This window comes from Pseudomonas putida (assembly GCF_002741075.1).
Taxonomy (GTDB): Bacteria; Pseudomonadota; Gammaproteobacteria; order Pseudomonadales; family Pseudomonadaceae; genus Aquipseudomonas; species Aquipseudomonas putida_T.
In genome coordinates this window covers 1,519,586-1,544,116 of the sequence record NZ_CP016634.1, presented here as the reverse complement: position 1 = coordinate 1,544,116, position 24,531 = coordinate 1,519,586, and the positions used below count along the sequence as shown (strand labels likewise).

Below are 24,531 nucleotides of genomic sequence, written 5' to 3'. Positions count from 1 at the left end.
GGGAAATTAGCCCGCCGCCCTGTAGGAAGTCAACACCCTGGTCGATGCTGCCAAAGTGGACCGGTCGAGCAGTCTGGGCTTGACTGTCTGGTGGTGGATAGCCCCGCTGCTGCACCGTACCGAGAAAACAGCAGAGAACTTTGAGGAGTTCCCTTCCAGCATGTTCAAGACCATCGAAGACCAGTTGCGCAAGCAGGTGGCCCCCGCCGCGCTGCGCGCCGAGTTCCGCCAGCACGAGTTCGAGGCCATGCGCCGGTTCTGCCTGCTGATCTTCTGCGTCAGCATCGCCATTTGGCTGATCTTCGACCTGCTCGTCAGCTACCTGGGCGATCAAGGCTTCACCTGGCTTTCGATGCTGTTTCTCACCGCACTCTGCGCCATCACGGTAGTGCTCGGCTTCACCCGCAAAAGCCAGCACTTCGATGTGCTCAACCTGGTGTTCATCGCAACCATCACGCTGGCCATGCGCCTGGTGATCGATGGCATCCCCATTGCGCTGCGCCCGGTATGGCTGGTGCTGGGAGTCTCGACGGTGCTCTACAGCGTCTCGGTGCTGCCGGTGCGGCGCTGGTCTTTCTTTTGCGCCATGGCCATCACCTGGCTGGTGCTCAATCCTTTCCACCACACCCGTATCGAACTGCTGGAACTCGAGGGCGCGATGCTGCTGAGCTATGCGGTGTTTCTCTGCGGGCTGGTGATCTATGCGTATCTACGGATGCGCCAGGCCAAGCTGCACAACTTCTACCTGTCCAAGGTCCTGCTGGACCAGGCCTACATCGATGCGCTCACCGAGATTCCCAACCGCCGCTCGTTCATGCTCAAGGCCGAACAGCAGTTGCAGGTGGCCGCATCCGGGCAGTACCTGGCGATGATCGACATCGACAATTTCAAGCGGGTCAATGACCGCTTCGGCCATGACATCGGTGACGAAGTCCTCAAGCGCGTGGCCGCGCACATCAAGGCGAGCATGAGCGGCTACGCCTTTGCCCGCCTCGGCGGCGAAGAGTTCGCCATCTACTTCGAGGGGCTGGACCAGCTAGGCGCCGAGCGGCAAGTGGGGGCCCTGTGCCAGCGGGTGCGCGAAGACCTGAGCCCGCACCCGGTGACCATCAGCATCGGCCTGACCCGGGTCGACCACGGTGACACCCTGAGCATGGCCTTGGTGCGGGCGGACCAGGCGCTTTACGAAGCCAAGCACAGTGGCAAGGACCGAGTCGTCTCCTGGTCGACACAATTGGCCAGAGGAGCCTAATGTCTGAGTGGCCTGCCCTGGCCCCTTCGCGGGTAAACCCGCAATCCTTGAGGAAGCCGGTTTCCCGCAGATCTGGATCCACCGCAATCCTTGTGGGTTTACCCGCGAAGAAAGCACCTCGGTATCCAGATACCGTCTGGGCTGTTCGCTAACCTGCCGGCAGGCGAATCCTGAACTGTGCCCCGCCAAGGGCTGACTGGGCCACGGTCAGCGTCCCGCCCTGCCCCTCGATGGCCCGCCGGCTGATGGCAAGCCCCAACCCGAAACCGCCGGTGCTGCGATCGCGACTACGGTCCAGCCGGTAGAACGGCTGGAAGATCCGCTCGCGCTCCTCGGGCGGGATGCCGATGCCATCATCCTCCACGGTCACCAGACACGCGCCATCTTCCTCCAGGCGCAGGCGCAGCAGCAGACTTTCGTCGCAATAGCGCATGGCATTGCGCACGAGGTTTTGCACGGCACGCGCGGTCAGGCGTGGGTCGAGCACAAAGCGCGGCAGCCGGGTCTCAGCCCGCACCTCCCACTGAATGCCTCGCCCGTCGAGCTCTTCGGCAAACCCGCCGAGCACGCTGTCGACCAGCTCCAGCAGCGACACCTCGACCCGCTCGCGGGCCTGGTCGGCATTCTGCAGGCGACTGTAGGACAGCAACTCCAGCACCAGTTCATCGAGCTCACGCACGTGTCCGACCAGTTCCAGCAGGCGCTTGCGGCACGGTGGCGGCACCTCGTCGAACAACAGCACCAAGCCGAAATCCAGCCGGGTCAGCGGTGTGCGCAGCTCGTGGGACACCGCATTGAGCAGTTCGCGCTGCTGGTTGACGTGCCGCTCCAGGTCACTGGCCATGGTGTCGAACACCCCCGCCAGCTCGCCGATGTTCGAACGCGGCGAAATATGGGTCCGCTCGGCCATCTGCCCCTGACCCAGGCGCCGGGCGGTTTCCTTCAGACGTTCCAGGTCGCGCCAGTGCGGCCACACCCACAGCAGCAGGCAGCCGAGCATGGCTGCGCCGATGAGCACTGTGACGCCCCAGGACAGCACGTTGATGTCCAGCGGGTCCGGCGGGGTGTAAAGGCGCACCAGCCAGTCTTGGTCGAGTGGTGCCAGGGCGGTGTCGTAGTAGCCCCAGTCGGCGATGCGCACCACGTTCTGGCCCTGCGCCAGGCGCGCCCGCTCCGGCGCCGTCAGCTCGGCCTGGTCCATGCGCAGCAGCTTGATCTGCAGTGGCGCGAAGCTCTGCGCCAATTGCCGCTCCACCTCTGGCCATTGCTCGCGTGGCGTTTGCTGGAACTGGCGCACCAGCAGCGACTGCACCCCCTTGGCCTGCTCCAGGTTGTAGGCCATGAAGCGGTCATGGAACAGGCCGACGATGGTGTCGGGGATGAACAGCAGCGCACCGGCATAGGCGGCGATGATGACCAGGTACAGGCGCACCAGAATCTTCAGCATGGCGCGTCAGTACTCCCACTCGACCCGGCTGAACAGATACCCCTTGCCCCACACAGTCTTGATCTTGCGCGCCTCGCCGGCATGGTCATCGAACTTGCGCCGCAGCTTGGAGATGGCCACGTCCACCGAGCGGTCGGTGCCGTTGAACTCGATGCCGCGCAGTTGTTGGAGAATGCGGTCGCGGCTGAGCACCTCGCCGGCATTGCGCGCCATCACCACCAACAGGTTGTACTCGCTGCTTGAAAGCTCCACTTCGTCGCCGCGCCAGGTGACGACGCGCTCCGCCAGGTCGATGCGCAAGCCCCCCACCTGGATCAGGTCGCTGTCCAGGCGAGGTTCGTTGACCGTACTGCGGCGCAGCAAGGTGCGCACCCGCGCCAGCAACACGCGGGGCTCGCACGGCTTGGTGACGTAATCGTCGGCCCCCATCTCCAGGCCAAGCACCTGGTCATGGCTATCGTCGCGGGCGGTCAGCATGAGGATCGGCAGGGATTGCGACTCCTGGCGCAACAGGCGGCACACCTGCAGGCCGTCCAGGCCCGGCAACATCAGGTCGAGCACCACAAGGTCTGGCTTTTGCCGGCGGAACTCTTCCAGCACATGATCGCCACGGGCAATCACCCGGACGTGAAAGTCGTTGCGTTGCAGGTAGCTGGCGATCAGTTCGGACAAAGCACTGTCGTCTTCGACCAGGAGAATATTCGGCATAGGCGGTGAGAAGAACGGGTAAGTAGAGAGGGTTGACGCGCTGCAGGATATAGAATCCCATGCCGGTCAATGAGAATTCTTACACTTTTTCACATTCGTCCTACATAGCTTCACAGCCATGGCAGGAGCGGCTGCCTTAGCATAGGCTCGGTCATTCTCGGAAGATCCGCATGTCAATTTCTTTCCCTTATCGCCTGCGCCCGTTGGCGCTTCTGGCGCTGTTGAACTTGTCCCTGGCCGGTTGCAACGACGCCGCCGAGCAGGACGAGCAGACACCCCCGCCGCAGGTGCGGGTCGAGACCGTGCAGGCCCAGCCCCTGGCCATCAGCACCGAGCTCAGCGGCCGCATCCTCGCGCCGCGTACCGCCGAGGTCCGCGCACGGGTGAGCGGCGTGGTGCTCAAACGCGTGTACCGTGAAGGCAGCGACGTCAAACAGGGCGATGTCCTGTTCCTGATCGACCCTGCACCGTTCAAGGCCGACCATGATGCCGCCCGCGCCACCTTGGCCAAGGCCGAGGCCAACCTGTACCAGGCGCGCCTGCAAGAGCAGCGCTACCGCGAGCTGGTGGACGACAAGGCCGTCAGCCGCCAGGAGTACGACAATGCCCGCGCCGCCTTCCTTCAAGCCAGCGCTATCGTGGCCGAAGCCAAGGCAGCGTTGGAGCGGGCGCGCCTGAACCTGGGCTATGCCACGGTCACCGCCCCGATCTCCGGGCGAATTGGCCGAGCCCTGGTCACCGAGGGCGCGCTGGTGGGCCAGAACGAAACCACGCCGCTGGCGACCATCCAGCAGTTGGACCCGATCCATGCCGACGTCACCCAGTCGACCCGCGAACTCAACACCTTGCGCCGGGCCATGCGCGCCGGCGAGTTGCAGCAGGTCGGCGAAGGCCAGGCCAGGGCGACCTTGATACAAGACGACGGCACGGCCTATCCGCTGCCGGGCAAGCTGCTGTTCTCCGACATAAGCGTCGACCCGAGCACCAACCAGATCACCCTGCGCAGCGAGTTCCCCAACCCGGACCTCGACCTGCTGCCAGGCAGCTATGTCCGCGTGCGCCTGGACCAGGCCGTGCAACCGAAGGGCATCAGCGTGCCGCAGCGTGCGATCCTGCGCGACAGTGCCGGTATGCCCAAGGTGCTGGTGGTCGACGCACAGGCGCGCATCAGCGAACGCCAGGTGGTACTGGGCAACGCCCAGGGCGATCGCTGGATCGTCACCCAGGGGCTGGCCGCCGGCGAGCGTGTGGTGATCGAGGGCCTGCAACACGTCAAGGCAGGCGACCAGGTCCAGGTCGATCCGGCCCAGGACACCTTGCCCATCGTCCAGCACACCGGCCAGTGAGGGCCTGATTCATGCCGCAGTTCTTCATCGACCGCCCGGTGTTCGCCTGGGTGGTCGCGCTGTTCATCCTGCTTGCCGGCGCCCTGGCCCTCCCCCAGTTGCCGGTGGCCCAGTACCCTAACGTGGCGCCGCCACAGGTCGAAATCTACGCGGTCTACCCCGGCGCCTCAGCGGCGACCATGGACGAAAGCGTGGTCAGCCTGATCGAGCAAGAGCTCAACGGCGCCGACAACCTGCTGTACTTCGAGTCCCAGAGCAGCCTGGGCAGTGCAACCATTACCGCCACCTTCGAGCCGGGTACCCACCCGGACCTGGCCCAGGTGGACGTGCAGAACCGTCTGAAGGTGGTCGAGTCGCGCCTGCCGCGCCCGGTGACCCAGCAGGGCCTGCAAGTGGAGAAGGTGTCTACGGGCTTTCTGCTGCTGGCCACCCTCACCTCCGAGGACGGCAGCCTCGATGAGACCGCCCTCTCCGACATCCTCGCGCGCAACGTGATGAACGAGATCCGCCGCCTCAAGGGCGTGGGTAAGGCCCAGCTGTATGGCTCCGAGCGGGCCATGCGGATCTGGATCGACCCGCAGAAGCTGATCGGCTTCAACCTCACGCCCAATGACGTAGCCGAGGCCATCGCCGCGCAGAACGCCCAGGTCGCCCCCGGCAGCATTGGCGACCTGCCTGGGCGCAGCACCCAGGAGATCACCGCTAACGTGGTGGTCAAAGGCCAGCTGAGCACCCCCGAGGAGTTCGCCGCCATCGTCCTGCGCGCCAACCCCGACGGCTCCACGGTGACCATCGGCGATGTCGCCCGGGTGGAGATCGGCGCCCAGGAATACCAGTACGGCACCCGCCTCAATGGCAAACCGTCCACCGCCTTCAGCGTGCAGCTCTCGCCCGGCGCCAACGCCATGGAGACCGCGACCCTGGTACGGGCGAAGATGGAAGAGCTGGCGCGTTACTTCCCCGAGGGCGTGCGCTATGACATCCCCTACGACACCTCGCCCTTCGTCAAGGTGTCGATCCAGCAGGTGATCAGCACCCTGTTCGAGGCCATGCTGCTGGTGTTCCTGGTGATGTTCCTGTTCCTGCAGAACATCCGCTACACCCTGATCCCGACCCTGGTGGTGCCCGTGGCGCTGATGGGGACCTTCGCCACGATGCTGGCGCTGGGCTTCTCGGTGAACGTGCTGACGCTGTTCGGCATGGTCCTGGCCATCGGCATCCTGGTGGACGATGCCATCGTGGTGGTGGAGAACGTCGAGCGGATCATGGCCGAGGAAGGCCTATCGCCCAAGCAGGCGACGCGCAAGGCCATGGGCCAGATCAGCGGCGCCATCGTCGGCATCACCCTGGTGCTGGTGGCAGTGTTCCTGCCGATGGCGTTCATGAAAGGCTCGGTGGGGGTGATCTACCAACAGTTCTCGGTGTCGATGGCGGTGTCGATCCTGTTCTCGGCGTTCCTGGCCCTGAGCCTGACCCCGGCCCTGTGCGCGACCCTGCTCAAGCCCTTGACCAAAGGCGAGCACCATGAGCGCAAAGGGTTCTTTGGCTGGTTCAACCGCCGCTTCGAACGCATGAGCGAAGGCTATCAGCACTGGGTGGTCCATGCCCTCAAGCGCAGCGGCCGTTACCTGCTGGTGTATGGCGTGCTGCTGGCGGTGCTCGGCTATGGCTTCAGCCAACTGCCGAGCGCGTTCCTGCCTACCGAGGATCAGGGCTACACCATCACCGACATCCAGTTGCCACCCGGTGCCAGCCGCATGCGCACCGAACAGGTGGCCGCGCAGATCGAGGCGCACAACGCCGAAGAGCCTGGCGTGGGCAACACCACGTTGATCCTGGGCTTCAGCTTCTCAGGCAGCGGGCAGAACGCGGCGCTGGCCTTCACTACGCTCAAGGATTGGTCCGAGCGCGGCGCCGAGGACAGCGCCCAGTCGATCGCCGACCGTGCGACCGAAGCCTTCAGCCAGCTCAAGGACGCAGTGGCGTTTTCCGTGCTGCCACCGCCCGTCGACGGTTTGGGCGAATCCACCGGTTTCGAGTTCCGCCTGCAGGACCGCGGCGGCATGGGCCACGAGGCGTTGATGGCCGCCCGCGATCAGTTGCTCGCCGAGGCGCGCAAGAGCAAGGTGCTGGCCAACGTGCGCGAAGCCTCGCTGGCCGAGAGCCCGCAGGTGCAATTGGAGATCGACCGCCGCCAGGCCAACGCCCTGGGCGTGTCGTTCGCCGACATCGGCGCAGTGCTCGACACCGCCGTAGGCTCGAACTACGTCAACGACTTCCCCAACCAAGGCCGCATGCAGCGGGTGGTGGTGCAGGCCGAAGGCGACCAACGCAGCCAGGTGGAAGACCTGCTCAAGATCCATGTACGCAACAACAGCGGCAAGATGGTGCCCCTGGGCGCGTTCGTGCAGGCCAAGTGGGTCAGCGGCCCGGTGCAGTTGACCCGCTACAACGGCTACCCGGCGGTGTCCATCTCCGGCGAGCCCGCCGCCGGCTACAGCTCCGGCGAGGCCATGGCCGAGATCCAGCGCCTGGTCGACCAGTTGCCGGCGGGCGCAGGCCTTGAGTGGACGGGGCTATCGCTGCAAGAGCGGTTGTCCGGCAGCCAGGCGCCGCTGCTGATGGCGCTGTCGCTGCTGGTGGTGTTCCTGTGCCTGGCGGCGCTGTACGAGAGCTGGTCGATTCCCACCGCGGTGCTGCTGGTGGTCCCGCTGGGCGTGCTTGGCGCCGTGCTGGCGGTGACCTTGCGCGGGATGCCCAACGATGTGTTCTTCAAGGTCGGGCTGATCACCCTGATCGGCCTGTCGGCAAAGAACGCCATCCTGATCATCGAGTTCGCCAAGAGCCTGGTGGACCAGGGCCAGGACCCGGTCAGCGCCGCCGTGCAGGCCGCCCGCCTGCGCTTGCGGCCGATCGTGATGACCTCACTGGCGTTCATCCTCGGCGTGGTGCCCCTGGCCATCGCCACCGGCGCAAGCTCGGCCAGCCAGCAGGCCATCGGCACCGGCGTGATCGGCGGCATGCTCAGCGCCACCCTGGCGGTGGTGTTCGTGCCGGTGTTCTTCGTGGTGGTGATGCGCCTGGCCGGGCGTCGCCGGACCGCCACGGACACTCAGGCGCAGCCCCACGACGCCTGACTGGACAACGCCTGCGTGACATGGGAGGGTTCCCGGCAGTGACTGCCTGGAACCCTTTTTCATGTCCACTCCCCTGCCCCCTTGCTCCATCCTCATTCTCGCCGGTGGCCGCGGCCAGCGCATGGGCGGCCGTGACAAAGGCTTGGTGCCCTGGCACGGCGAACCGCTGGTGGCCCATGTACAACGCGTGGTACGGCCACTGAGCGACGATGTGGTGATCTCCTGCAACCGCAACCACGAGGCGTACCGGGCCTATGCCGATCAGTTGGTGTCCGACGCCGAGGCAGACTTCCCGGGCCCGCTGGCCGGAGTGCTCGCCGGGCTCGCGGCTGCGCGGCATGATTGGGTGGTGGTGCTGGCGTGCGATGCGCCACGCCTGGATCAAACGTTGGTCACCGACCTGCTGCGCCTGGCGGTCGAGCACGATAGCCCCGCCATGGTGCGCCAGGGTGGGTTCTGGCAGCCGATGTTCAGTGTGTTGCCGCGCAAGGTGTTGCCGCTGCTGGAGCAAGCCTGGAGCACTGGCGAACGTAGCTTGCAGAAGGCGCTGTTACGCGAGTCCGTGCAAGGGCTGGAATGTACCGAGACGGATGGGCGGTTGAGCAACTTCAACAGCCCCCAGTGGCTCGAACAGTGACCAGGGCCGCTGCGCGGTGGCCAGTACCCCCAGGCGCCATCCCCGACCGTACGGATACTTACTACACGCCAGCCCAGACACCACCAATCGCGACCTCAGAAGGCCAAGTGGAGGTGTCTGGAGGGGTTGGCGCGCAGCGCCCTTCGGCGCAGCCGGAGTCGCGAGATGGAGGCTTGCGCAGCAAGCCGGAGGCCGCGAAGCCCCGCAAGGCACCGGAGCGCAGGCAACCCCGGAGCGCAGCGCAGGGGCCGTATGGGGGAGCCAACGGCCTTGGTTACGTTGGCCAAGACCAAAGTAACCCGCCGTAAAGGCGGAAAGCGCCAGTGGTGTCACCACCAAAAAAATGGATACGACCAAAAACCCAAAAACCCAAACCTACCCTCTCAACGCCTCGATACTGATCTCGCGCATCCGAAACTTCTGCACCTTCCCCGTCACCGTCATCGGGAACTCGTCCACGAAACGGAAGTAGCGCGGCACCTTGAAATGCGCGATCCGTGCCTTGGCCCATTCGCGCAGTTCCTCTTCGCTGGCGACATGCCCAGGATGGAAGCGGATCCAGGCCACGATCTCCTCGCCGTACTTGCTGCACGGAATGCCGATCACCTGCACATCGGCCACCGCCGGGTGGGTGAAGAAGAACTCCTCCAGCTCCCGTGGATAGATGTTCTCGCCGCCGCGAATGATCATGTCCTTGCTGCGCCCGACGATGCGCACATACCCCTGCTCGTCCATCACCGCCAGGTCCCCGGTGTGCATCCAGCCTTCGGCGTCGATGCTCTCGGCGGTGGCCTTGGGGTTGTTCCAGTAGCCGAGCATCACGCTGTAGCCGCGGGTGCACAACTCGCCGATCTCCCCTCGCGGCACGATGGCGCCTTCGGCGTCGATGACCTTGCTCTCCAACCGTGGCTGGGTGCGACCCACGGTGGTCACACGCAACTCCAGCTCATCGTCCGGGCCGGTTTGCAGCGACACGGGGCTGGTCTCGGTCATGCCGTAGGCGATCTGCACCTGGGTCATGTGCATCTCGTGGATCACCCGGCGCATCACCTCGATCGGGCAGGTGGCGCCGGCCATGATGCCGGTGCGCAGGCTGGAGAGGTCGAATTCGCCGCGCTGAGGATGATCGAGTTCAGCGATGAACATCGTCGGCACGCCGTACAGCGCCGTGGCACGTTCTTCGGCCACCGCACGCAGGGTGGCCAGCGGGTCGAAAGCGTCGTTGGGGTAGATCAGGGTGCTGCCGTGGGTCAGGCAGCCCAGGTTGGCCATGACCATGCCGAAACAGTGGTACAGCGGCACCGGGACCACCAGGCGGTCGTGCTCGGTCAGGCCCAGGCTTTCACCGACCATGTAGCCGTTGTTGAGGATGTTGTGGTGGCTCAAGGTCGCCCCTTTGGGGAAACCGGTGGTGCCGGAGGTGTACTGGATGTTGATCGGGTCGCTTGGCTGCAATTGCCCCTGGCGCTCGGCCAGTGCCTGGGCACTTACCTGCTCGGCGCGCGCCTGCAGATCATCCCAGGCAAGAAAGCCTGCCGGGGGCTCCTTGGCCAGGCTGATGACCCCACGTAGCTCCGGCAAGCGTTCGCAGTGCAGCTCGCCAGGCCGGCTGCCATGCAGCCCCGGCACCAGGCCCAGCAGCATGGCGTGGTAGTCGGAGGTCTTGAAGGCGCCCGCGCAGATCACCCAGCGGCAACCGGCCTGTCCCAGTGCGTAGTCCAGTTCGCTGCTGCGATAGGCCGGGTTGATGTTGACCAGAATGGCCCCGACCTTGGCGCTGGCGAACTGGGTGATGCACCATTCGGCGCAATTCGGTGCCCAGATGCCCAGGCGATCGCCAGCCTGCACACCCAGGGCCATCAAGGCACGGGCATGGCGGTCGACGACCTCGGCCAACTGACGCCAGGTGTAGCGCAGGCCCTGGTGGCGAACGATCAAGGCGTCGCGGTCGGGAAAGCGCGCGACGGTGGCGTCGAAGGCGTCGCCGATGCAATGAGTGAGCAAGGCCTTGTCAGGGTCGCCCTGGGAGTAGCTTGGCTGAAGCATGGGCACTCTCTTGTTGTTCTAGCGTTTATGGAGCAAGCCACTGTCCCCGCGCCCACAGGCTTTGCATTGTGCGCACCTATTTGCACACCAACGCGCCCTGTAGGAGCGGGTTTACCCGAGAACACGGGCGAAGCCCGTGCCATCCATCGCGTTGACTGCTTCGCGGCAGTTCGACGCCTCGATGAAGCCACTTCCACACGCCGTGCGAGGCGCACGTGTGGAAGAGGCCCACGAAGCAGCCACCACCGACTAGCGGACGAACACCTGGGTGGTGGTAATGGCCATGTCACCACCGGGCAGCTTGATGTTCTTCACCTTCTTCATCGTCTGCGGATCGAACACCGCGATGTCGTTGAAGGTCCCGGCCAGGTAAAGCTTGCTGCCGGAGCGATCGAACGCCACACAGTAGTAAGTGTGGTCCAGATTCGCGGCCTGGATCAGCTTGCGCTCCTTGATGTCATAGCGGGCCAAACGGTTGAGCACGCCGTACATCTGGTTGGGGTCCTTGGGCGAGCGCAGGCCGGTGAAGTACAGCTCGGTGAGGTCGGCGAACTCCTGGGTGTGGGTCTTGCCGGTCTTAAGGTCCACGGACAGGTAGCCATACAGCAATGCGGCCTCGTTCGGGTCCTGCTTGGCGTCCTTGAACTTGGCCACGGTGTAGAGCATCGAGAACTCATGGCGGCCAGTCTGGTGCGGCCAGAAATACAGCACGTCCGGCGCGCTGTAGCCTGGGCGGTTCCAGTTGCGCAGGGGCAACGCCACCTCGTACTTGCCGGTGTTCACGTCCATCTTGTAGATGTCCGCCCCGGCCACGTACAGGCTGCCGTCATCACCGGCGCGCATCAGGTAGACCTGGCGCGGCATGGGGAAGTGGCGCACCGGCTTGGCATCGAGCCCATCGGCGGTGCGGAACACCTCCAGGCGCGGCGGCTTGACCACGTAGTGGTCGTTCAGGCGCTGGGTCGGATTGACCGTTGCATACACTTCCTTGCCATCGGGGCTGATGGCGAAGGAGAACATCGAACGTCCCACCTCGCCCGGCACGCTGGAAAGATTGGCGTGGAAGGTGGTGCCGCAGGTGTCCAGGTCGATGCCATAGATATCACCGAAGTGGTTGTTGAGCACGTACGCGGTGCGCTTGTCCGGCGCCATCATCGCCGTGCCGGGGCCGAAGGCGTCCGGCATGCGGCAGGTTTTGTAGAGCGTGTCGCTGGCCACATCCACCACGTGCAGGTTGTTCGGGTAGTTGGTGGCGATCAGGTACTCGTGGCCGGCCTTGAGGGCGGGCCCGGTGTCAGCGGCCTGGGCCGTCCAGGCGCCGGCACAGATGGCGGCGGTGAGCGCGAGCTGTGCGCAGAATCCAGGTTTCATGCGGTTTCCCCTTGTTGTTCTTGTCGGGCCGGTCACTTGTCTTTCGGGAACACGGTGCCCAGGTTGCGCCAGTCTTCCATCGAGTTGGTGGCCTGGGCGTTCCAGTCCTGGTAGGTGCTCATCATGTCCGGCACCTGGGCAGGCCACCAGCACGGGTCGGAGCAGCCGTACAGGTCGGCCTCCATCGGCTGGCACAGGGAGCTGACACCACCAAAGGCGTCCACTTCCCAGCCCGGGTCGGTGGTGGCGGTGCAACCGGCTACCGCACTCATGGCCACGACTTCTTCCACGCGGTCTTCAGCGGCGGCCTGCTCAAGGATGCGGGCCTTGTTGTTCAGGGGCTTCAAGTGCTTCATGTCAGTGCGCCTTCCGCGGAGTGATGTAGCGATCGATGAAGGCCGGGTTGGCGGCCATGATGCGGCTGTAGACTTCGATGCCGAAGTCCACCCAGTCACGCATCAGTTCGCAGTAGTGGTAGGTCGGGTGGGTGGGGTCGCCATAGCGCGCATAGCTCTCGTGGTAGCAACCGCCGGAACACAGGTTGCGGATGCGGCAGCTGTCGCAGCCGGTGCCGCTGCGGTCCAGACGCTGGGACAGAAAATCATTGAGCTGCGCCTGTTTCACGCCTTGGTGCACATTGCCGAAGGTGGGCAGGCTGGAGCCGGTGAAGCGATGGCAGAGGTTCAGCTCGCCTTCGTGGTCCACCGCCAGCATTTTCAGCCCGGCGCCGCACGGCAGTGCCTTCTTGTGGCCCTCGTGGATATCGGTGATCAGCTGGTGCAGGTTGGAAAAACCGATGTTGCGGTGCTCCAGCGCGGCCTCAAGGTAGCGCCGGCCCAAGGCCTTCATGTTGGCGAAGACCTGCACCAGTTCTTCGCCGGTCAGGTTGAAACTGGCCATGTCGCCGGAGGTGACCGGGGCGAAACCGACTTCGGCGAAACCGAGCTCGTTGAACAGGTGGTTCCAGATGGTCTCCACGTCGGTGATGCCACGGGTCAAGGTGACCCGTGCCCCGACGGGCCGGCTGTGGTAGCGCGACAGCAGCATGTCGACCTTGCGCCGCACCACGTCATAGGTGCCCTGCCCGCCCACCGTGATGCGGTTGCGATCGTGCACGGTCTTTGGCCCGTCGATGCTCACCGACAGGCCAAAGCGATGGGCGTTGAGCCAATCGACGATCTCTTCGGTGAGCAGCGTGGCATTGGTGGTCATGATGAACTCGACCTGCTTGCCCGCCTCGGTGAACCGACGCTCGCAGTAGGCGACCATGTGCTCGATCAGCGGCCGGTTGGACAACGGCTCGCCGCCGAAGAACACCACGCTGTAGCGTTGCTCGTCAGGCGATTCCTTGAGCAGCATCTCCACCGAGGCTTCGGCGGTGGCGGCGCTCATCTTCTTGCCGGCCGAGGGTTTGTCCAGGTCTTCCTTGTAGCAGTAGGTGCAGCTGAGGTTGCAGCCGGTGTTGACGTTGAGCACCACGGTGTTGAGCGCCGTGCGCTCGACCTTGCGCAGGGCGATCTCCGGCGTCAGCGGCGAGCCGTCGCTGACCAGCTCAAGGGCGATCAGCTCACGCAAGGTGTCTTCGATGTCCTGCCCGGTGAAGCGTTGCCCCAGGCGCTGCACCAGCTCTTCGGCGGAGCAGCCTTGCTGGCGCAGGGTGTCGATGATGTCGCCGGTCACCGCATCGGCGGCGAACAGCGAACTGCTGGGGATATGAAAGAGCATGCGGTCGGCATCCACCTGCACTTCGTGCAGGTTGCGTTCGACCAGGTTCAATAGTGCGCCCATGGCGACCTCTCGATGATTCTTCAGCCCGTTCTTCGGTGGCACGTGCGACAACCGGCCGTCATGGCAACGGCGGGTTGTTCCAGCGCTGCACGGTGACGATCAAGTGGCCTTCGCCCTTCTGCCCGCCGTCTTCGAGTTCGGCGATGACCTTCAGGTTGCCGGCGTTGTTGGTCATCATCTTGCGCTCGGGGTTGGGGCCGGCACCGGCCGGCATGAAGATGCCGTCAGGCTGCATTTGGCCTGCGAACTTCACGTCTTCGTCTTCCACGGCGCGCTCGTTGAACGGCTCGACCTTCCATTTGGCCGGCAGGTAGCCGATACGCAGGGGCTGGCCGTTGGCGTCCTTGCCCCAGGCCTCGGCCTCGAAGCGGCCCTGGACCTTGGGTGTGGAGCCGCCGTTTTCACCAATGCGGGCGATGGAGAACGCAGGTACCACCTTGACCTCTTCGACCTTGTCGTACACCGCCAGACTCACGCCCTTGAGCGCGCCTACAGCCACCTCGCGCTGACCTGGCGCAGCATCGGCCGCGGCGCGAGCCTTGACCCTGACCTGCGTCGGCGTGGACTCCAGCACCTCGACCACCTCGACCCCAGCGCCCAGCGCCGGCTTGCCGGACAGGCCGCTGCCGACCAAGGTGATCTCGCTTTCGCTACCAGCCTTGATGAACGCCGGCTGCACAGCCAGCAGGCGTGCCTTGCCCTCTTTCACTGCGCTGAAGTCAAGGCCACGCTCGTCATGGTCGGCCTCGAACATGCGCCCCTTCATCTCACCGTCCAGTGCGGCGAACACCTGGCGCAGGTTGCTGTCGCCGACCTTCACGTTGCCGCGCCATTCATAGCCGTTATAGAGAATCGCCGAGCCGCTGCCGTTGAACGGCGTGCCATCGGCATAGGTGCCCTTGACCTCGACCTTGAAGGTGTCGTCTTTGTCGGCGGTCACGCTCATCACGCCACGTACATCGCCCTTGGCCAGCATGTGCCCACTGAAGGCCCACTGGCCCGGCAAGGCATCGGCCTTGGGCCGGGTCTTGAGCCATTGGGCCCAGGCGGGGTTGTCGAGGGGGTAGCGCTTGGCCAGGTCCGGGACCATCTGCTTCAAGGCGATGTCCAGCCAGTCGCGGTCGCGGGCCTGGGCCTGGTATTCGAGGGACGGCCATTGGCCGAGGTGGAAATTGACCAGGTGTTCCCATTCCTGGGCCGGGCGGCGCTGCAGGGCGACGCGGGCGCCGGAGTGACAGCGGCCGCACATCTGGCTGGTCTGGTCGTCGAAGTGCTCGACGGTGTTCAGCCGGCGCTCCATGGCGTAACGCACGCCTTCGGTCTCGCTGGGCGCCAGGCCCTGCTTGTCCGCCAGGTACTTGACCAAGGTGCGACGGTCATCGTCGCTGATCTGCAGGCCGTGCATCACCTGCATGCGCGCGATGCTCATCAGCCAGCCTTCTGGCGTCTTGCGCTGATGGCTGATGCGGCTGTAACTGTCGTTGCCTTCGGGGATATGGCACCCCATGCACTTCGATTGCAACAGGCTCGGGCCCTGCTCGGCCGCCATGGCCTGGGTGCTCAGCAGTGCGGCGGCGACCAGCGCCAGTTTGCCCGCATGCCGCCGGAGTCGAGTCGTCTTCAAGGTCAGACCTCCACGGTGTTGTTCTTATCGTTATCGCACGCTCTGATACCGCTGGTGCATGTGCTGGGGGCTGATACAGAAAGTGTGCCAGCCTTCGTAAAAACCTTTTTTTTCAATATGTTGATTGCTTTTCCCCGGGGATTTCATATAGCCACTGGCGGGCCGGAACGTCCCATTTCGCGACAGGCTGTTTCAGTGTGAGACACGGCTTCGGCGTCGGGCGCTTCGCGGGTGAACCTGTGAGAGCAGCAACCCCCACTGCTTCTGCGGTGCACTCACTGTCACCGCTGTACCTGTGGAAGCGGGTTCACCCGCGAAGCGCCCAACTCGGTCCCACTGTTTCAACAGCGTCTCACCCCGTCTCAATGTGCAACAGCATAGCCCTTGGCGCTGGACCTCGACCCCGCGCGAAACCCTTGTCACTCAAGGCCATTGACGCACCCGTCGCGCCTTGGCACGGCCATTGCGCAGGTGCCTCCACACTCCAATGACAAGAGGCACCGAACCATGCATTGCGAACTGCCCCTCCTTCCTGCCACCCGCGCATTTGTCGAGCGCAAGCTGAAGATGCGCATCGGCGCTGACTGGCAGGACGCCGCCAGCGGTCGGACCATGAGTTTTCGCAACCCGGCCACAGGTGAGGTTCTGGGCGAAGTGCCTTCGGCCGACCCGCAAGATGTGGACCGGGCAGTGAGCGCCGCACGCCAGGCCTTCGACGACTCGCCCTGGAGCCGCCTGCGCCCACGCGAACGGCAGAACCTGCTGTGGCGCCTGGCCGACCTGATGGAGCGCGACGCCCAGGTGCTGGCCGAGCTCGAATGCCTGAACAACGGCAAGAGCGCTGCCGTGGCCCAGGTGATGGACGTCCAACTTGCGATCGATTTTCTACGCTACATGGCCGGCTGGGCCACCAAGATCGAAGGCAGCACCGTCGAGCCGTCCCTGCCCTTGATGCCGAACGAGCAGTTCCACGGTTTCATCCGCCGCGAGGCAGTGGGCGTGGTCGGTGCGATCGTGGCCTGGAACTTCCCGTTGCTGCTGGCCTGCTGGAAACTCGGCCCGGCCCTGGCCACCGGCTGCACCCTGGTGCTCAAGCCCGCCGACGAAACCCCGCTGACCGCCCTTAAGCTGGCCGAACTGGTGGACGAGGCTGGCTACCCGGCCGGGGTCTTCAACGTGGTCACCGGCACCGGCCTCAACGCCGGTGCCGCCCTGAGCAGCCACCCGGGCGTGGACAAACTGACCTTCACCGGCTCCACCGAGGTCGGCAAGCAGATCGGCAAGGCGGCCATGGACAACATGACCCGGGTCACCCTGGAGCTGGGCGGCAAGTCGCCCACCATCGTCATGCCCGACGCCAACCTGCAGGAAGCCGCTGCAGGCGCTGCCACGGCGATCTTCTTCAACCAAGGACAGGTGTGCTGCGCCGGCTCCCGGCTGTATGTACACCGCAAGCACTTCGACAGCGTGGTGGCCGACATCGCGGGCATTGCCAATGGCATGAAGCTGGGCAATGGCCTGGACCCCTCGGTGCAGATGGGGCCGCTGATCTCGGCCAAGCAACAAGACCGAGTCACCGGCTACATCAACCTAGGCCGTGAGCTGGGCGCCACCATCGCCTGCGGGGGCGAAGGTTTCGGGCCCGGCTACTTCGTCAAACCGACGGTGATCGTCGACGTCGACCAGCGTCATCGCCTGGTCCAGGAGGAGATCTTCGGGCCGGTACTGGTGGCCATGCCTTTCGACGACATCGATGAGGTGGTGCGCCTGGCCAACGACAACCCCTATGGGCTGGGGGCGAGCATCTGGTCCAACGACTTGGGCGCGGTCCACCGGATGATTCCGCGTATCAAGTCAGGCTCGGTGTGGGTCAACTGCCACAGCGCCCTGGACCCATCCCTGCCCTTCGGTGGCTACAAGCTCTCCGGCGTCGGTCGCGAGATGGGGGCCAACGCCATCGAGCACTACACCGAGCTCAAGTCGGTGCTGATCAAGCTCTGATCTTCAACTCGCGTCGCCCGATTCGCGGGTAAACCCACTCCCACAGGGTCTGCGTAGTACCTGTGGGGTTTACCCACGAAGAGGCCGGAACAGACAACACAAAACAAAAACAAACATGGAGCACACCATGAGGCACACACTCGCCTGCACATTGGCCCTGCTGGCCGCCGCCCCCCTCACCCAGGCCCAGGAGCTGTACAACCAGGATGGCACCGTCCTGAACGCCGACCTCGAGGCGCTGTTCGGCGTTTTTCACAGTGACGAAAGCTTCAACCAGGCCGGCAACCGTCAGCCCGGCAGCAGCGCCTGGCGCGAGGGCTACGTCAAGTATGGGCTCAGCGGGAGCCAGGCCCTGGCCGAGGCAGGTTCGCTGTATGGCGCCTTCAGCCTGCTCAGCTCCGCCACCTGGGGCGATGGCGATGCGGCCGGGCTCACCTTGGGCGACGAACGCCGTACCGCCGTGGAAGACGCCTACCTGGGCTGGCGTTCGGGCACTCTGTTCCCGGCGCTGGGTGAAGATGGCATCGATGTCTCTGGTGGACGCCAGGTGGTGACGCTGGGCGACGGGTTCTTGATCCAGGGCGATCCGGTCAACCTCGGCAAGGTCGATCTGGGCGCCAACTTCAACCGCGGTGGCGCCTATTACCTGGCCGCGCGAAAGGCCTTCGACCGCACGGCGGTCGTACGCCTGGGCGGCAGCCAAGGCTGGCGAGGCGACCTGATGTGGCTCAAGTCCGACAACCACTACCAGGCTGATACATCCCTGGCCGTGACCAACCTGGAGCATGTCGCCGACGCAGGCACCCTGGGCGTGAGCTGGATCCGCGGGTTGGACGTAGACCGTCGCTATGCCCAGATCATGGGCCTGGAGCACCGCGACGGCATGGACACCTACAGCCTGCGCGGGCGCGGCAACCTGGGTGTGAAAGACCTGGAGCTGGCCGCCGAATACGTCACTCAGGACCGCACCGGCGGGCGCGAGAACGCCTGGTACCTGGAGGGCAACTGGACCTTCTCCGACGTGCCCTGGTCGCCGACGGCCACCTACCGCTACAGCCGCTTCTCCGAGGACTTCGACCCGCTGTTCTACGGCGCGAGCCGCGGCTATGGCACCTGGTTCCAGGGCGAGGTTGCGGCCAACTATGCCGGGCCGTTCAACAGCAACACCCAGGTGCATCACGTCGGGCTAAAGGCCAAGCCACGGGACAACCTGACCCTGGGCGCGCTGTATTTCGACTTCGATACCCTGGACACCGACCCGGGCAATCTGGGCGGGCGTGAAGTGGACCTGTATGTGGAGTGGATGGTCAATGACCACCTGCTGATCAGCCCACTGGTGGGGTTCTACACCCCTGAGCGCAGTGCCAGTGACGGCGGCGTGCAATTGGGTGGGCGGGATACCGGGACCTACCTGCAACTGCTGGTCGGGACCTTCTTCTAGGGGTATGGGGCTGCTGTGCAGCCCCAGCGACCTCACCGATACCCCTGCTCGCCCAGCCACCGCCGCAGCATCCCTTGCTGCTCCACCGCCATCGCGCCCAGTACCGACTGCAACGACGCGCCCGCCCTCACCGCCCGCACCACCGGGGCCAGTTCGACCCCCTGCAAGTGCCAGATCCCCAGCGGCTGGTCCCGGGTCACGACCACCTCGGCCTCCTCCACCAGGCTGTCGCGCAGCACGGGCCGGCGCGCCACCTGCACGGCCTGCCAATCCGCCGCCGCGTGCATCGGCTGGGCGTCCGGCCATACCCGGCGCCGCGCCCAGAACGGGTGCTCGGCGCGGCCCAGCTCCTGGGCGTAGAAGTCCCGGCCGATGCGGGCAAAGCGCAGAAACAACTGCTCGATCCGCTCCTGGTGAAACTGTCGCGCCAAGGCGGCGCGCTCGGGCCGGCGCAGCAAGGTGTTGATCACCACCGGTGCCTGCAACGCCGACGACAGCGACTGGAAGATGCCATTGCCCGACAAGGGGTCCACGGCCATCGCCGCATCCCCCACCCTTATCCAGCCATTGCCCACGCACTCACCCGCCAGGATCGCCGTGCTGCTGCGGGCATGCACCTCACAAGGCTGCAGCGCCTGCTCATCGAATAGCTCCGCCACCAGCGTCGATTGCCCTCGCCGTGCGGCGCAGTACGCCGGTAGCACAGCCTTGCCGGGCAGGCCCGCCGCATCGGCATCGAGCGTGATCTGCCAGTAGCACTGGCCGTCGGCCAGCCGCGCCATCCAGGCCCAGCCGTCGTCCAGGCTCTGCACTGCCGACGCAGGCTCCCCAGGCGCGCCCTGCCAACGGTTGAGCAGGCTGACGGTTTCCGGACCGCGCGACCGATCGGCCGCCAGCGGTGCCTGGCGGCCACGGGCTTCCACCAGAAAATCTGCCCGCAGCACCTGGCCATCGTCCAGTCGCACCTGGTGCCCACCGTCATGGCGAATGTCGCGCACCCGGCCTTCGATCAACGTCACGCCTGCGCGCAGCAGATCGCCACGCAAGGCACGGTCGAACGCTGGGCGATCGAGTAAATATTCCTGATTCAGCCGCAGGTGCTCGCCATTCCAGTGCACCTGGCGCTTCGCCAGACTCACCGCCTCGCCCAGCGCCCTACCCAGCCCGGCATGGCGCAGGCCCTCCAGCACGCGTTCGGAGACGCCCTCGACCGCGGCGAAACGACGCCAGTCCGAGACCACCGTGACGGGGTAGCCAAGGCGCCGCAGGCCCAGGGCCGTGGCTGCGCCTGCTGGGCCTGCGCCCAGTACGAGGATGCGGGGGTCAGCCATTGTAGGCGCCTCTGCGCTCGGGGCCGGTGAAGGCAGCCGCCTCGCGCAGGTGCGCCAGCAGCTGGGGATGATCCATCTCGGGGTGCTGCTCCAGCAGGCGGGCTATCCGCCCGCTCAGGGCGGCACAGGCCAGGCTCGCCCCGGCCATGCCCTGCCCGCCGACATAGCCGCCGATGTCAGCCTGGCCACTGCCCAGCCAGGACCACTGCCCCGGTGCGCAACGGGCATCACCGGTAATGCGCAGCACGCCGGGGTAACTGGCCGGATACACCGGCCCACCCCGGGCGGGGCTTGAGGCGCACAGCAGCACACCGGCCGCCTGTGCTTCGGCGCATGCCTGGCGCAGCACGGGCCGGTCCTGATGCAGGCCCAGGCTCAGGTTGACCAAAGTCGCGCCCTCTTCCACCAGCCAGAGCAATGCTGCGGCGACCTGCAGGGCGCTGGTGCTCCATTGCCGCTCGAAGACCTGGGCCATCAGCATCGGCAGCGCCCCCGCTTCCGATTGCAGACGGGCCAGCACCGCACTGCCATGGCCCAGATAGTCCGGCACCGGCGCCTCTTCGCACAGCACCCCCTCTTCGAGCCGAAAGCGCCGTGACGCGACCAACATTGGGGCCTGCTCCGGCGAGCAACCGCTGTCGATCACGCCGATACGCAGTTCACTGGCCATGGCCGGCAACCTCCTGGGGCCTGACCTGCAACTGGCCGTCGTGCAACTGCAGGTGCAGGTCGGCGTCGGCGAGGGTCGAGGCGCGATGGCTGATCAGGATGCGGGTACGACCGGCGAACAGTTGGTCGATAGCTGCGATGACCTCACGCTCGGTGGCTTCGTCCACCGCCGAAGTGGCCTCGTCGAGCACCAGGATCGCAGGATCCTGCAGCAGCGCGCGGGCAATGGCGATGCGTTGTTTCTGCCCGCCGGACAGCTGTTGGCCACGCTCGCCCAACAGCCCGTCCAGGCCCAGCGGTAGGCTTTGCACCAACCCCTCCAGTTGGGTCAGGCGCACCACCCGCTGCAGATCGGCCAGGCTGGCCTCGGGCGTGCTGTAGGCCAGGTTCTGCGCCAGGGTGCCGCGAAACAGCACGATGTCCTGGCTGACCACCGCGATACGCCGGCGCAACGCCTGCAGGTCCAGCTCGCGAAGGTCCGTGCCGTCAAGCAGGATGCGCCCGGCATCGGGGTCGTAGAAGCGCTGCAGCAGGTCGATCAGGGTCGATTTGCCGACACCCGAGGCGCCGCTGATGGCGACTTTCAGCCCGCCCGGGATGCAGACGTCCACCTCCTGCAGCACCGCGCCCTGGCGCCCGGCGTGGGCAAAGGCCAACCGCTCCAGACGCAGCTCCCCCGGGCCGTCCGGCATGGGCCTGGGCGACGGGGCCTCATGCACCGCCACCGGCTCCTGCTTGAGCTCCATCACCCGGCCCAGGCTCACCGCCATGCGCTGCACCGCCACGTACAGACCCAGCAGGCTCTGCACCGGCCCCACGGCCATCCCCAGGTAGGTGGAAAAGGCGATCAGCGCACCCAACTGCCAAGTCCCCTGGATCACCCACCAGCCGCCGACCAGAAACGCACAAGCGCGGCACAAGGAGGTAAGCGTGCCGGGCACCGCCTGGGTGAAGAACTCGGTCACCTGCACCTTGAGCAACTGGCCCATGTAGCCTTGGCCGAGCTGCTCCAGGCGCCCGGCCTCGCGGCCTTGCTGGCCCGCTGCCTGGATGAACTTCATGGCCGGCAGGGTCTCGACCAGAAACGACGACACGTCCGTCGAACGCTCGCGCAGGCTGCGCACCTCACGCTCGACCTTGCGCCGCATCCAGCGCAGCCACAGCACTTCGACAGGAATCAACAGCGCCAGCAACAACGACAGCTGCCAGGAGAGCATCAGCATCAAGGTCAGCGCACCGAGCAGGCCGATCACGCTGGACACCGCCGAAAACAGCGAGTCCACGGCAAAACGCTGGATCTCGGCGACATCGCCGTCGAGCCGGGAGAGGATGTCGCCGGTGCGCCGACGTCCGTAGAACGTCGGCGACAGCTGCTGCAGATGCCGATAGAGGTCATCGCGCAGGGCAAACAGAATGCGCCCCGACAAGCGCGTGTGCAGGTAGCGGTTGATGCCTGCTAGCAGCGTGCCGAGCACGCCGGCCAAGATCATCACCGCCGCCATGTGCCAAAGAGTCGTGTAATCGCGCGCCAGCAAGCCTTCGTCGATCAGCGTCTTGACCAGCCAGGGCTGGGCCAGGGCCAGCAGCGAGGCGCACAACGACAGCCCCAGCAGCAGGGCGATGGCCCGCCGGTGCGGGCGCACGAAACCATACAACCAGGCCAGGGCCTGGCGCATCAGCAGCGGATCGCTGGTTTCCACCAGCCGTGCGAACAGGCCGCCCATGTCAGCTGCGCAGGTGCTTGAGCTTGCGGTACAGCGTGGCCCGGCTGATGCCCAAGGCTTCGGCAGCGGCAGAAACATTGCCTTGGTGCCGGGTCAACGCCCCACGGATCAGTTCCAGCTCGTTTTCACGCAGGCTGCCGGAGGGCACCGCGCCGCTGGCAAGCTCGTCCAGCAGGCAGTCGGTCAGGTGCTCCAGGCTCAGCACCTGCTCACCCTCCTCGCGCATGGCCAGGGCGGTGCGCAGCACCATTTCCAGCTGGCGGATGTTGCCCGGCCAGTCAAAGCCCTCGAGCAGCTCGGCCAAGGCCGGGTCGAGGGTCACGCCCTTGGCGCCGAACTTGTCCAGCAGCCCCTCGACGATGCTCGCCAGATCGTCCCGCTCGCGCAGCGCCGGCAGGCGCAGGGAGACGCCGTTGACCCGGTAGTACAGGTCCTCGCGAAAATGCTGTTCGGCCACCAGGCGCTTGAGGTCACGGTGGGTGGCGCAGATCAACGCCACGTCGATGTCCTGCTCCTCACCGGCGCCCAACGGGGCCACTCGGCGCTCCTGCAGCACCCGCAGCAGTCGTGCCTGCAGGGCCAGGGGCATGTCGCCGATCTCGTCGAGGAACAACGTGCCGCCGTGGGCCTGCATCAGGCGCCCGACCATGCCGCCGCGGCGCGAGCCGGTAAAGGCGCCCTCGCGGTAGCCGAACAGTTCGGACTCGATCAGCCCCTCGGGGATCGCCGCACAGTTGACGGCAACGAAGGGTTTGTCGGCGCGCGGGCTGGCCTGGTGCAAGGCGCGGGCAGCCACTTCCTTGCCGGTGCCGGTCTCGCCCAGCAGCAACACCGGCAGGCCACTGACCAGGCCCTGACGCGCCATGCGCAGGCTTCGGGCCAGGCGCGCATCGCCGCCGGCCAGGGCTTCCAGGGCCGGGGACTTGTTCGAATTGAGGGGTTTGCCAGGCGCCACGCTGACGCCGAGGTTGCCGTGACGAGGCAGTTGCAGGGCGCGGAAGAAAAACTCGCCCTTGGCGGTCTGCACACTGCTGACCCCACCCTGCCACAGGCGGGCGATGAAGGCCGGTGAGCGTTCGCCGAGCAAATCGCTGCTGCGCCGGCCGATCAACGCCTGGCGCGAGACCTGCAACAACTGGCAGGCGTTGTCGTTGGCCGCCAGCACTTCGCCATCCAGGCTCAGGGCCAACAGCCCCTGCCAGGCACTGGTGAGGTATTGCGGGCGACTGTGGAAAGCCAGCACCAGGTGCTCGGGGTGACACAGGCCGAACAGCCGGCTTTCGATGTTGCCGGCAGCGAGCATCAGGGTGGAGAGGTTGTCCTGGGGTTGGGTCATCACCCCTTCGCGGGTGATGTCCAGCACGCCGATCACTTCCCCGCGCGGGTCACGCAGGGGGACCGAGGTGCACGAGAACGGGCTCAGCCGGTCCAGGTAGTGTTCGCCACAGTTGATCAGCGTCGGGCGGCCTTCGACCACCGCCGTGCCGATGGCATTGGTGCCGCGTAGCGCCTCGCTCCAGCAACTGCCAGGGTGCAGGTCACGCAGGCCCTCGCGGCCGAGTACGTGGGTCTGGCCCTCGATGGCCAGAACGTTGGCCTGGGCGTCACCGAGGATGACGATGCCGCTCTTGCCCTGGCGCTTGACCAGGTAATCGAGCTCCGGGGCCACCGCGTCGATCAGCAAGCGGTTGTGCTCGAGCAGCGAGCGCAGGTCATGCCCCGGCCGGGTGCCCAAGCCCACTTGTTCGTCCTGCAGGCAGTCCAGGCCATGGCCAAGGCTACGACGCCAGGAGGCATCGATCTCCTCGCGCAGCATCCCGGAGGGCAGTTCGCCCTCGTTGGCCAGCTTGAGCCGGGCCTGGCGGGATTCCTGCAAAGGGTCGGAGGCGTTTGTTATTGGGAATTGTCGCGCCATCGTTTACTCCAGCTGTGCCCCCACGGGGGAAGGGCTCCGGGACTTGTTGCAGTGTGCGTCAGAATCCCCGGGCCGTCATCCGGTTGGGAGGCAG

At 65.7% G+C, this 24,531-nt stretch carries 17 protein-coding genes; 6 read left to right on the top strand and 11 right to left on the bottom strand.

Features of this window, described 5'->3' with window-relative positions; genetic code table 11:
- Positions 1-160 precede the first annotated feature (160 nt).
- Positions 161-1,252, top strand: a complete 1,092-nt coding sequence (locus IEC33019_RS07255; protein WP_070090927.1) for a GGDEF domain-containing protein — start codon at positions 161-163, stop codon at positions 1,250-1,252.
- 148 nt (positions 1,253-1,400) lie between these two features.
- Here the strand turns inward: IEC33019_RS07255 and IEC33019_RS07250 are convergent, their stop codons facing one another.
- Both IEC33019_RS07250 and IEC33019_RS07245 read right to left on the bottom strand, forming a co-directional pair.
- Positions 1,401-2,699 (bottom strand): ATP-binding protein, encoded by a 1,299-nt coding sequence (locus IEC33019_RS07250; protein WP_070090928.1) that lies wholly within the window; start codon positions 2,697-2,699, stop codon positions 1,401-1,403.
- Positions 2,700-2,705: 6 nt separating this feature from the next.
- A complete protein-coding gene (locus IEC33019_RS07245; protein WP_070090929.1) occupies positions 2,706-3,407 on the bottom strand; it encodes a response regulator transcription factor in 702 nt (233 codons plus the stop codon).
- A gap of 170 nt (positions 3,408-3,577) precedes the next feature.
- On the opposite strand from IEC33019_RS07245, the gene IEC33019_RS07240 reads away from it, so the two are divergent.
- The 3 genes from IEC33019_RS07240 to mobA all read left to right on the top strand — a co-directional run bounded on the left by IEC33019_RS07240 (position 3,578) and on the right by mobA (position 8,527).
- On the top strand, positions 3,578-4,753 hold the full coding sequence (locus IEC33019_RS07240; protein WP_070090930.1) for an efflux RND transporter periplasmic adaptor subunit: 1,176 nt from the start codon (positions 3,578-3,580) through the stop codon (positions 4,751-4,753).
- Positions 4,754-4,764: 11 nt separating this feature from the next.
- Complete coding sequence (locus IEC33019_RS07235; protein WP_070090931.1) at positions 4,765-7,890, top strand: efflux RND transporter permease subunit; 3,126 nt, start codon at positions 4,765-4,767, stop codon at positions 7,888-7,890.
- A gap of 61 nt (positions 7,891-7,951) precedes the next feature.
- Entirely contained in the window at positions 7,952-8,527 is a 576-nt protein-coding gene (mobA, locus tag IEC33019_RS07230) for a molybdenum cofactor guanylyltransferase MobA (RefSeq protein ID WP_070090932.1), read from the top strand.
- 375 nt (positions 8,528-8,902) lie between these two features.
- Here mobA and IEC33019_RS07225 read toward each other — a convergent pair whose 3' ends face one another.
- From IEC33019_RS07225 to peaA, 5 genes are all read right to left on the bottom strand, one after another.
- The gene (locus IEC33019_RS07225) at positions 8,903-10,573 is read right to left on the bottom strand and encodes a fatty acid CoA ligase family protein (protein WP_070090933.1); all 1,671 of its coding nucleotides are present in this window, start codon (positions 10,571-10,573) and stop codon (positions 8,903-8,905) included.
- A 249-nt stretch (positions 10,574-10,822) separates the two neighbouring features.
- The gene (peaD, locus tag IEC33019_RS07220; protein WP_070090934.1) at positions 10,823-11,944 is read right to left on the bottom strand and encodes a quinohemoprotein amine dehydrogenase subunit beta; all 1,122 of its coding nucleotides are present in this window, start codon (positions 11,942-11,944) and stop codon (positions 10,823-10,825) included.
- A gap of 32 nt (positions 11,945-11,976) precedes the next feature.
- A complete protein-coding gene (gene qhpC, locus IEC33019_RS07215; protein WP_043214471.1) occupies positions 11,977-12,300 on the bottom strand; it encodes a quinohemoprotein amine dehydrogenase subunit gamma in 324 nt (107 codons plus the stop codon).
- Between the two features lies 1 nt (position 12,301).
- Positions 12,302-13,732, bottom strand: a complete 1,431-nt coding sequence (gene peaB, locus IEC33019_RS07210; RefSeq protein ID WP_070090935.1) for a quinohemoprotein amine dehydrogenase maturation protein — start codon at positions 13,730-13,732, stop codon at positions 12,302-12,304.
- A gap of 58 nt (positions 13,733-13,790) precedes the next feature.
- Positions 13,791-15,356: a quinohemoprotein amine dehydrogenase subunit alpha gene (gene peaA, locus IEC33019_RS07205; protein ID WP_070090936.1), complete on the bottom strand. Its 1,566-nt coding sequence runs from the start codon at positions 15,354-15,356 to the stop codon at positions 13,791-13,793.
- A 507-nt stretch (positions 15,357-15,863) separates the two neighbouring features.
- On the opposite strand from peaA, the gene IEC33019_RS07200 reads away from it, so the two are divergent.
- Positions 15,864-17,357: an aldehyde dehydrogenase family protein gene (locus IEC33019_RS07200; RefSeq protein ID WP_070090937.1), complete on the top strand. Its 1,494-nt coding sequence runs from the start codon at positions 15,864-15,866 to the stop codon at positions 17,355-17,357.
- A 127-nt stretch (positions 17,358-17,484) separates the two neighbouring features.
- Positions 17,485-18,798 (top strand): hypothetical protein, encoded by a 1,314-nt coding sequence (locus IEC33019_RS07195; RefSeq protein WP_070090938.1) that lies wholly within the window; start codon positions 17,485-17,487, stop codon positions 18,796-18,798.
- A gap of 32 nt (positions 18,799-18,830) precedes the next feature.
- Here the strand turns inward: IEC33019_RS07195 and qhpG are convergent, their stop codons facing one another.
- From qhpG to IEC33019_RS07175, 4 genes are read right to left on the bottom strand one after another with little or no spacing between them, the layout of a single operon-like run.
- Positions 18,831-20,129, bottom strand: a complete 1,299-nt coding sequence (gene qhpG / locus IEC33019_RS07190; RefSeq protein ID WP_070090939.1) for a flavin-dependent monooxygenase QhpG — start codon at positions 20,127-20,129, stop codon at positions 18,831-18,833.
- Positions 20,122-20,799, bottom strand: coding sequence for a subtilisin-like serine protease QhpE (qhpE, locus tag IEC33019_RS07185; RefSeq protein WP_070090940.1), 678 nt, complete (start codon positions 20,797-20,799; stop codon positions 20,122-20,124). The genes qhpG and qhpE overlap by 8 nt, the downstream gene beginning before the upstream one ends.
- Entirely contained in the window at positions 20,789-22,522 is a 1,734-nt protein-coding gene (locus IEC33019_RS07180; RefSeq protein WP_070090941.1) for an ABC transporter ATP-binding protein, read from the bottom strand. The genes qhpE and IEC33019_RS07180 overlap by 11 nt, the downstream gene beginning before the upstream one ends.
- Position 22,523: 1 nt before the next feature.
- Positions 22,524-24,437, bottom strand: coding sequence for a sigma-54-dependent Fis family transcriptional regulator (locus IEC33019_RS07175; RefSeq protein ID WP_070090942.1), 1,914 nt, complete (start codon positions 24,435-24,437; stop codon positions 22,524-22,526).
- Positions 24,438-24,531 lie beyond the last annotated feature (94 nt).

What these genes read in the sequence shown, in the direction of transcription:
- qhpC (WP_043214471.1), bottom strand. Translation starts at nt 12,300, where the DNA reads ATGAAGCACTTGAAGCCCCTGAACAACAAGGCCCGCATCCTTGAGCAG.
- qhpE (WP_070090940.1), bottom strand. Translation starts at nt 20,799, where the DNA reads ATGGCCAGTGAACTGCGTATCGGCGTGATCGACAGCGGTTGCTCGCCG.
- IEC33019_RS07175 (WP_070090942.1), bottom strand. Translation starts at nt 24,437, where the DNA reads ATGGCGCGACAATTCCCAATAACAAACGCCTCCGACCCTTTGCAGGAA.
- IEC33019_RS07235 (WP_070090931.1), top strand. Translation starts at nt 4,765, where the DNA reads ATGCCGCAGTTCTTCATCGACCGCCCGGTGTTCGCCTGGGTGGTCGCG.
- IEC33019_RS07200 (WP_070090937.1), top strand. Translation starts at nt 15,864, where the DNA reads ATGCATTGCGAACTGCCCCTCCTTCCTGCCACCCGCGCATTTGTCGAG.
- IEC33019_RS07180 (WP_070090941.1), bottom strand. Translation starts at nt 22,522, where the DNA reads ATGGGCGGCCTGTTCGCACGGCTGGTGGAAACCAGCGATCCGCTGCTG.
- qhpG (WP_070090939.1), bottom strand. Translation starts at nt 20,129, where the DNA reads ATGGCTGACCCCCGCATCCTCGTACTGGGCGCAGGCCCAGCAGGCGCA.
- IEC33019_RS07195 (WP_070090938.1), top strand. Translation starts at nt 17,485, where the DNA reads ATGAGGCACACACTCGCCTGCACATTGGCCCTGCTGGCCGCCGCCCCC.
- peaB (WP_070090935.1), bottom strand. Translation starts at nt 13,732, where the DNA reads ATGGGCGCACTATTGAACCTGGTCGAACGCAACCTGCACGAAGTGCAG.
- IEC33019_RS07245 (WP_070090929.1), bottom strand. Translation starts at nt 3,407, where the DNA reads ATGCCGAATATTCTCCTGGTCGAAGACGACAGTGCTTTGTCCGAACTG.
- IEC33019_RS07255 (WP_070090927.1), top strand. Translation starts at nt 161, where the DNA reads ATGTTCAAGACCATCGAAGACCAGTTGCGCAAGCAGGTGGCCCCCGCC.
- IEC33019_RS07240 (WP_070090930.1), top strand. Translation starts at nt 3,578, where the DNA reads ATGTCAATTTCTTTCCCTTATCGCCTGCGCCCGTTGGCGCTTCTGGCG.
- IEC33019_RS07225 (WP_070090933.1), bottom strand. Translation starts at nt 10,573, where the DNA reads ATGCTTCAGCCAAGCTACTCCCAGGGCGACCCTGACAAGGCCTTGCTC.
- mobA (WP_070090932.1), top strand. Translation starts at nt 7,952, where the DNA reads ATGTCCACTCCCCTGCCCCCTTGCTCCATCCTCATTCTCGCCGGTGGC.
- IEC33019_RS07250 (WP_070090928.1), bottom strand. Translation starts at nt 2,699, where the DNA reads ATGCTGAAGATTCTGGTGCGCCTGTACCTGGTCATCATCGCCGCCTAT.
- peaD (WP_070090934.1), bottom strand. Translation starts at nt 11,944, where the DNA reads ATGAAACCTGGATTCTGCGCACAGCTCGCGCTCACCGCCGCCATCTGT.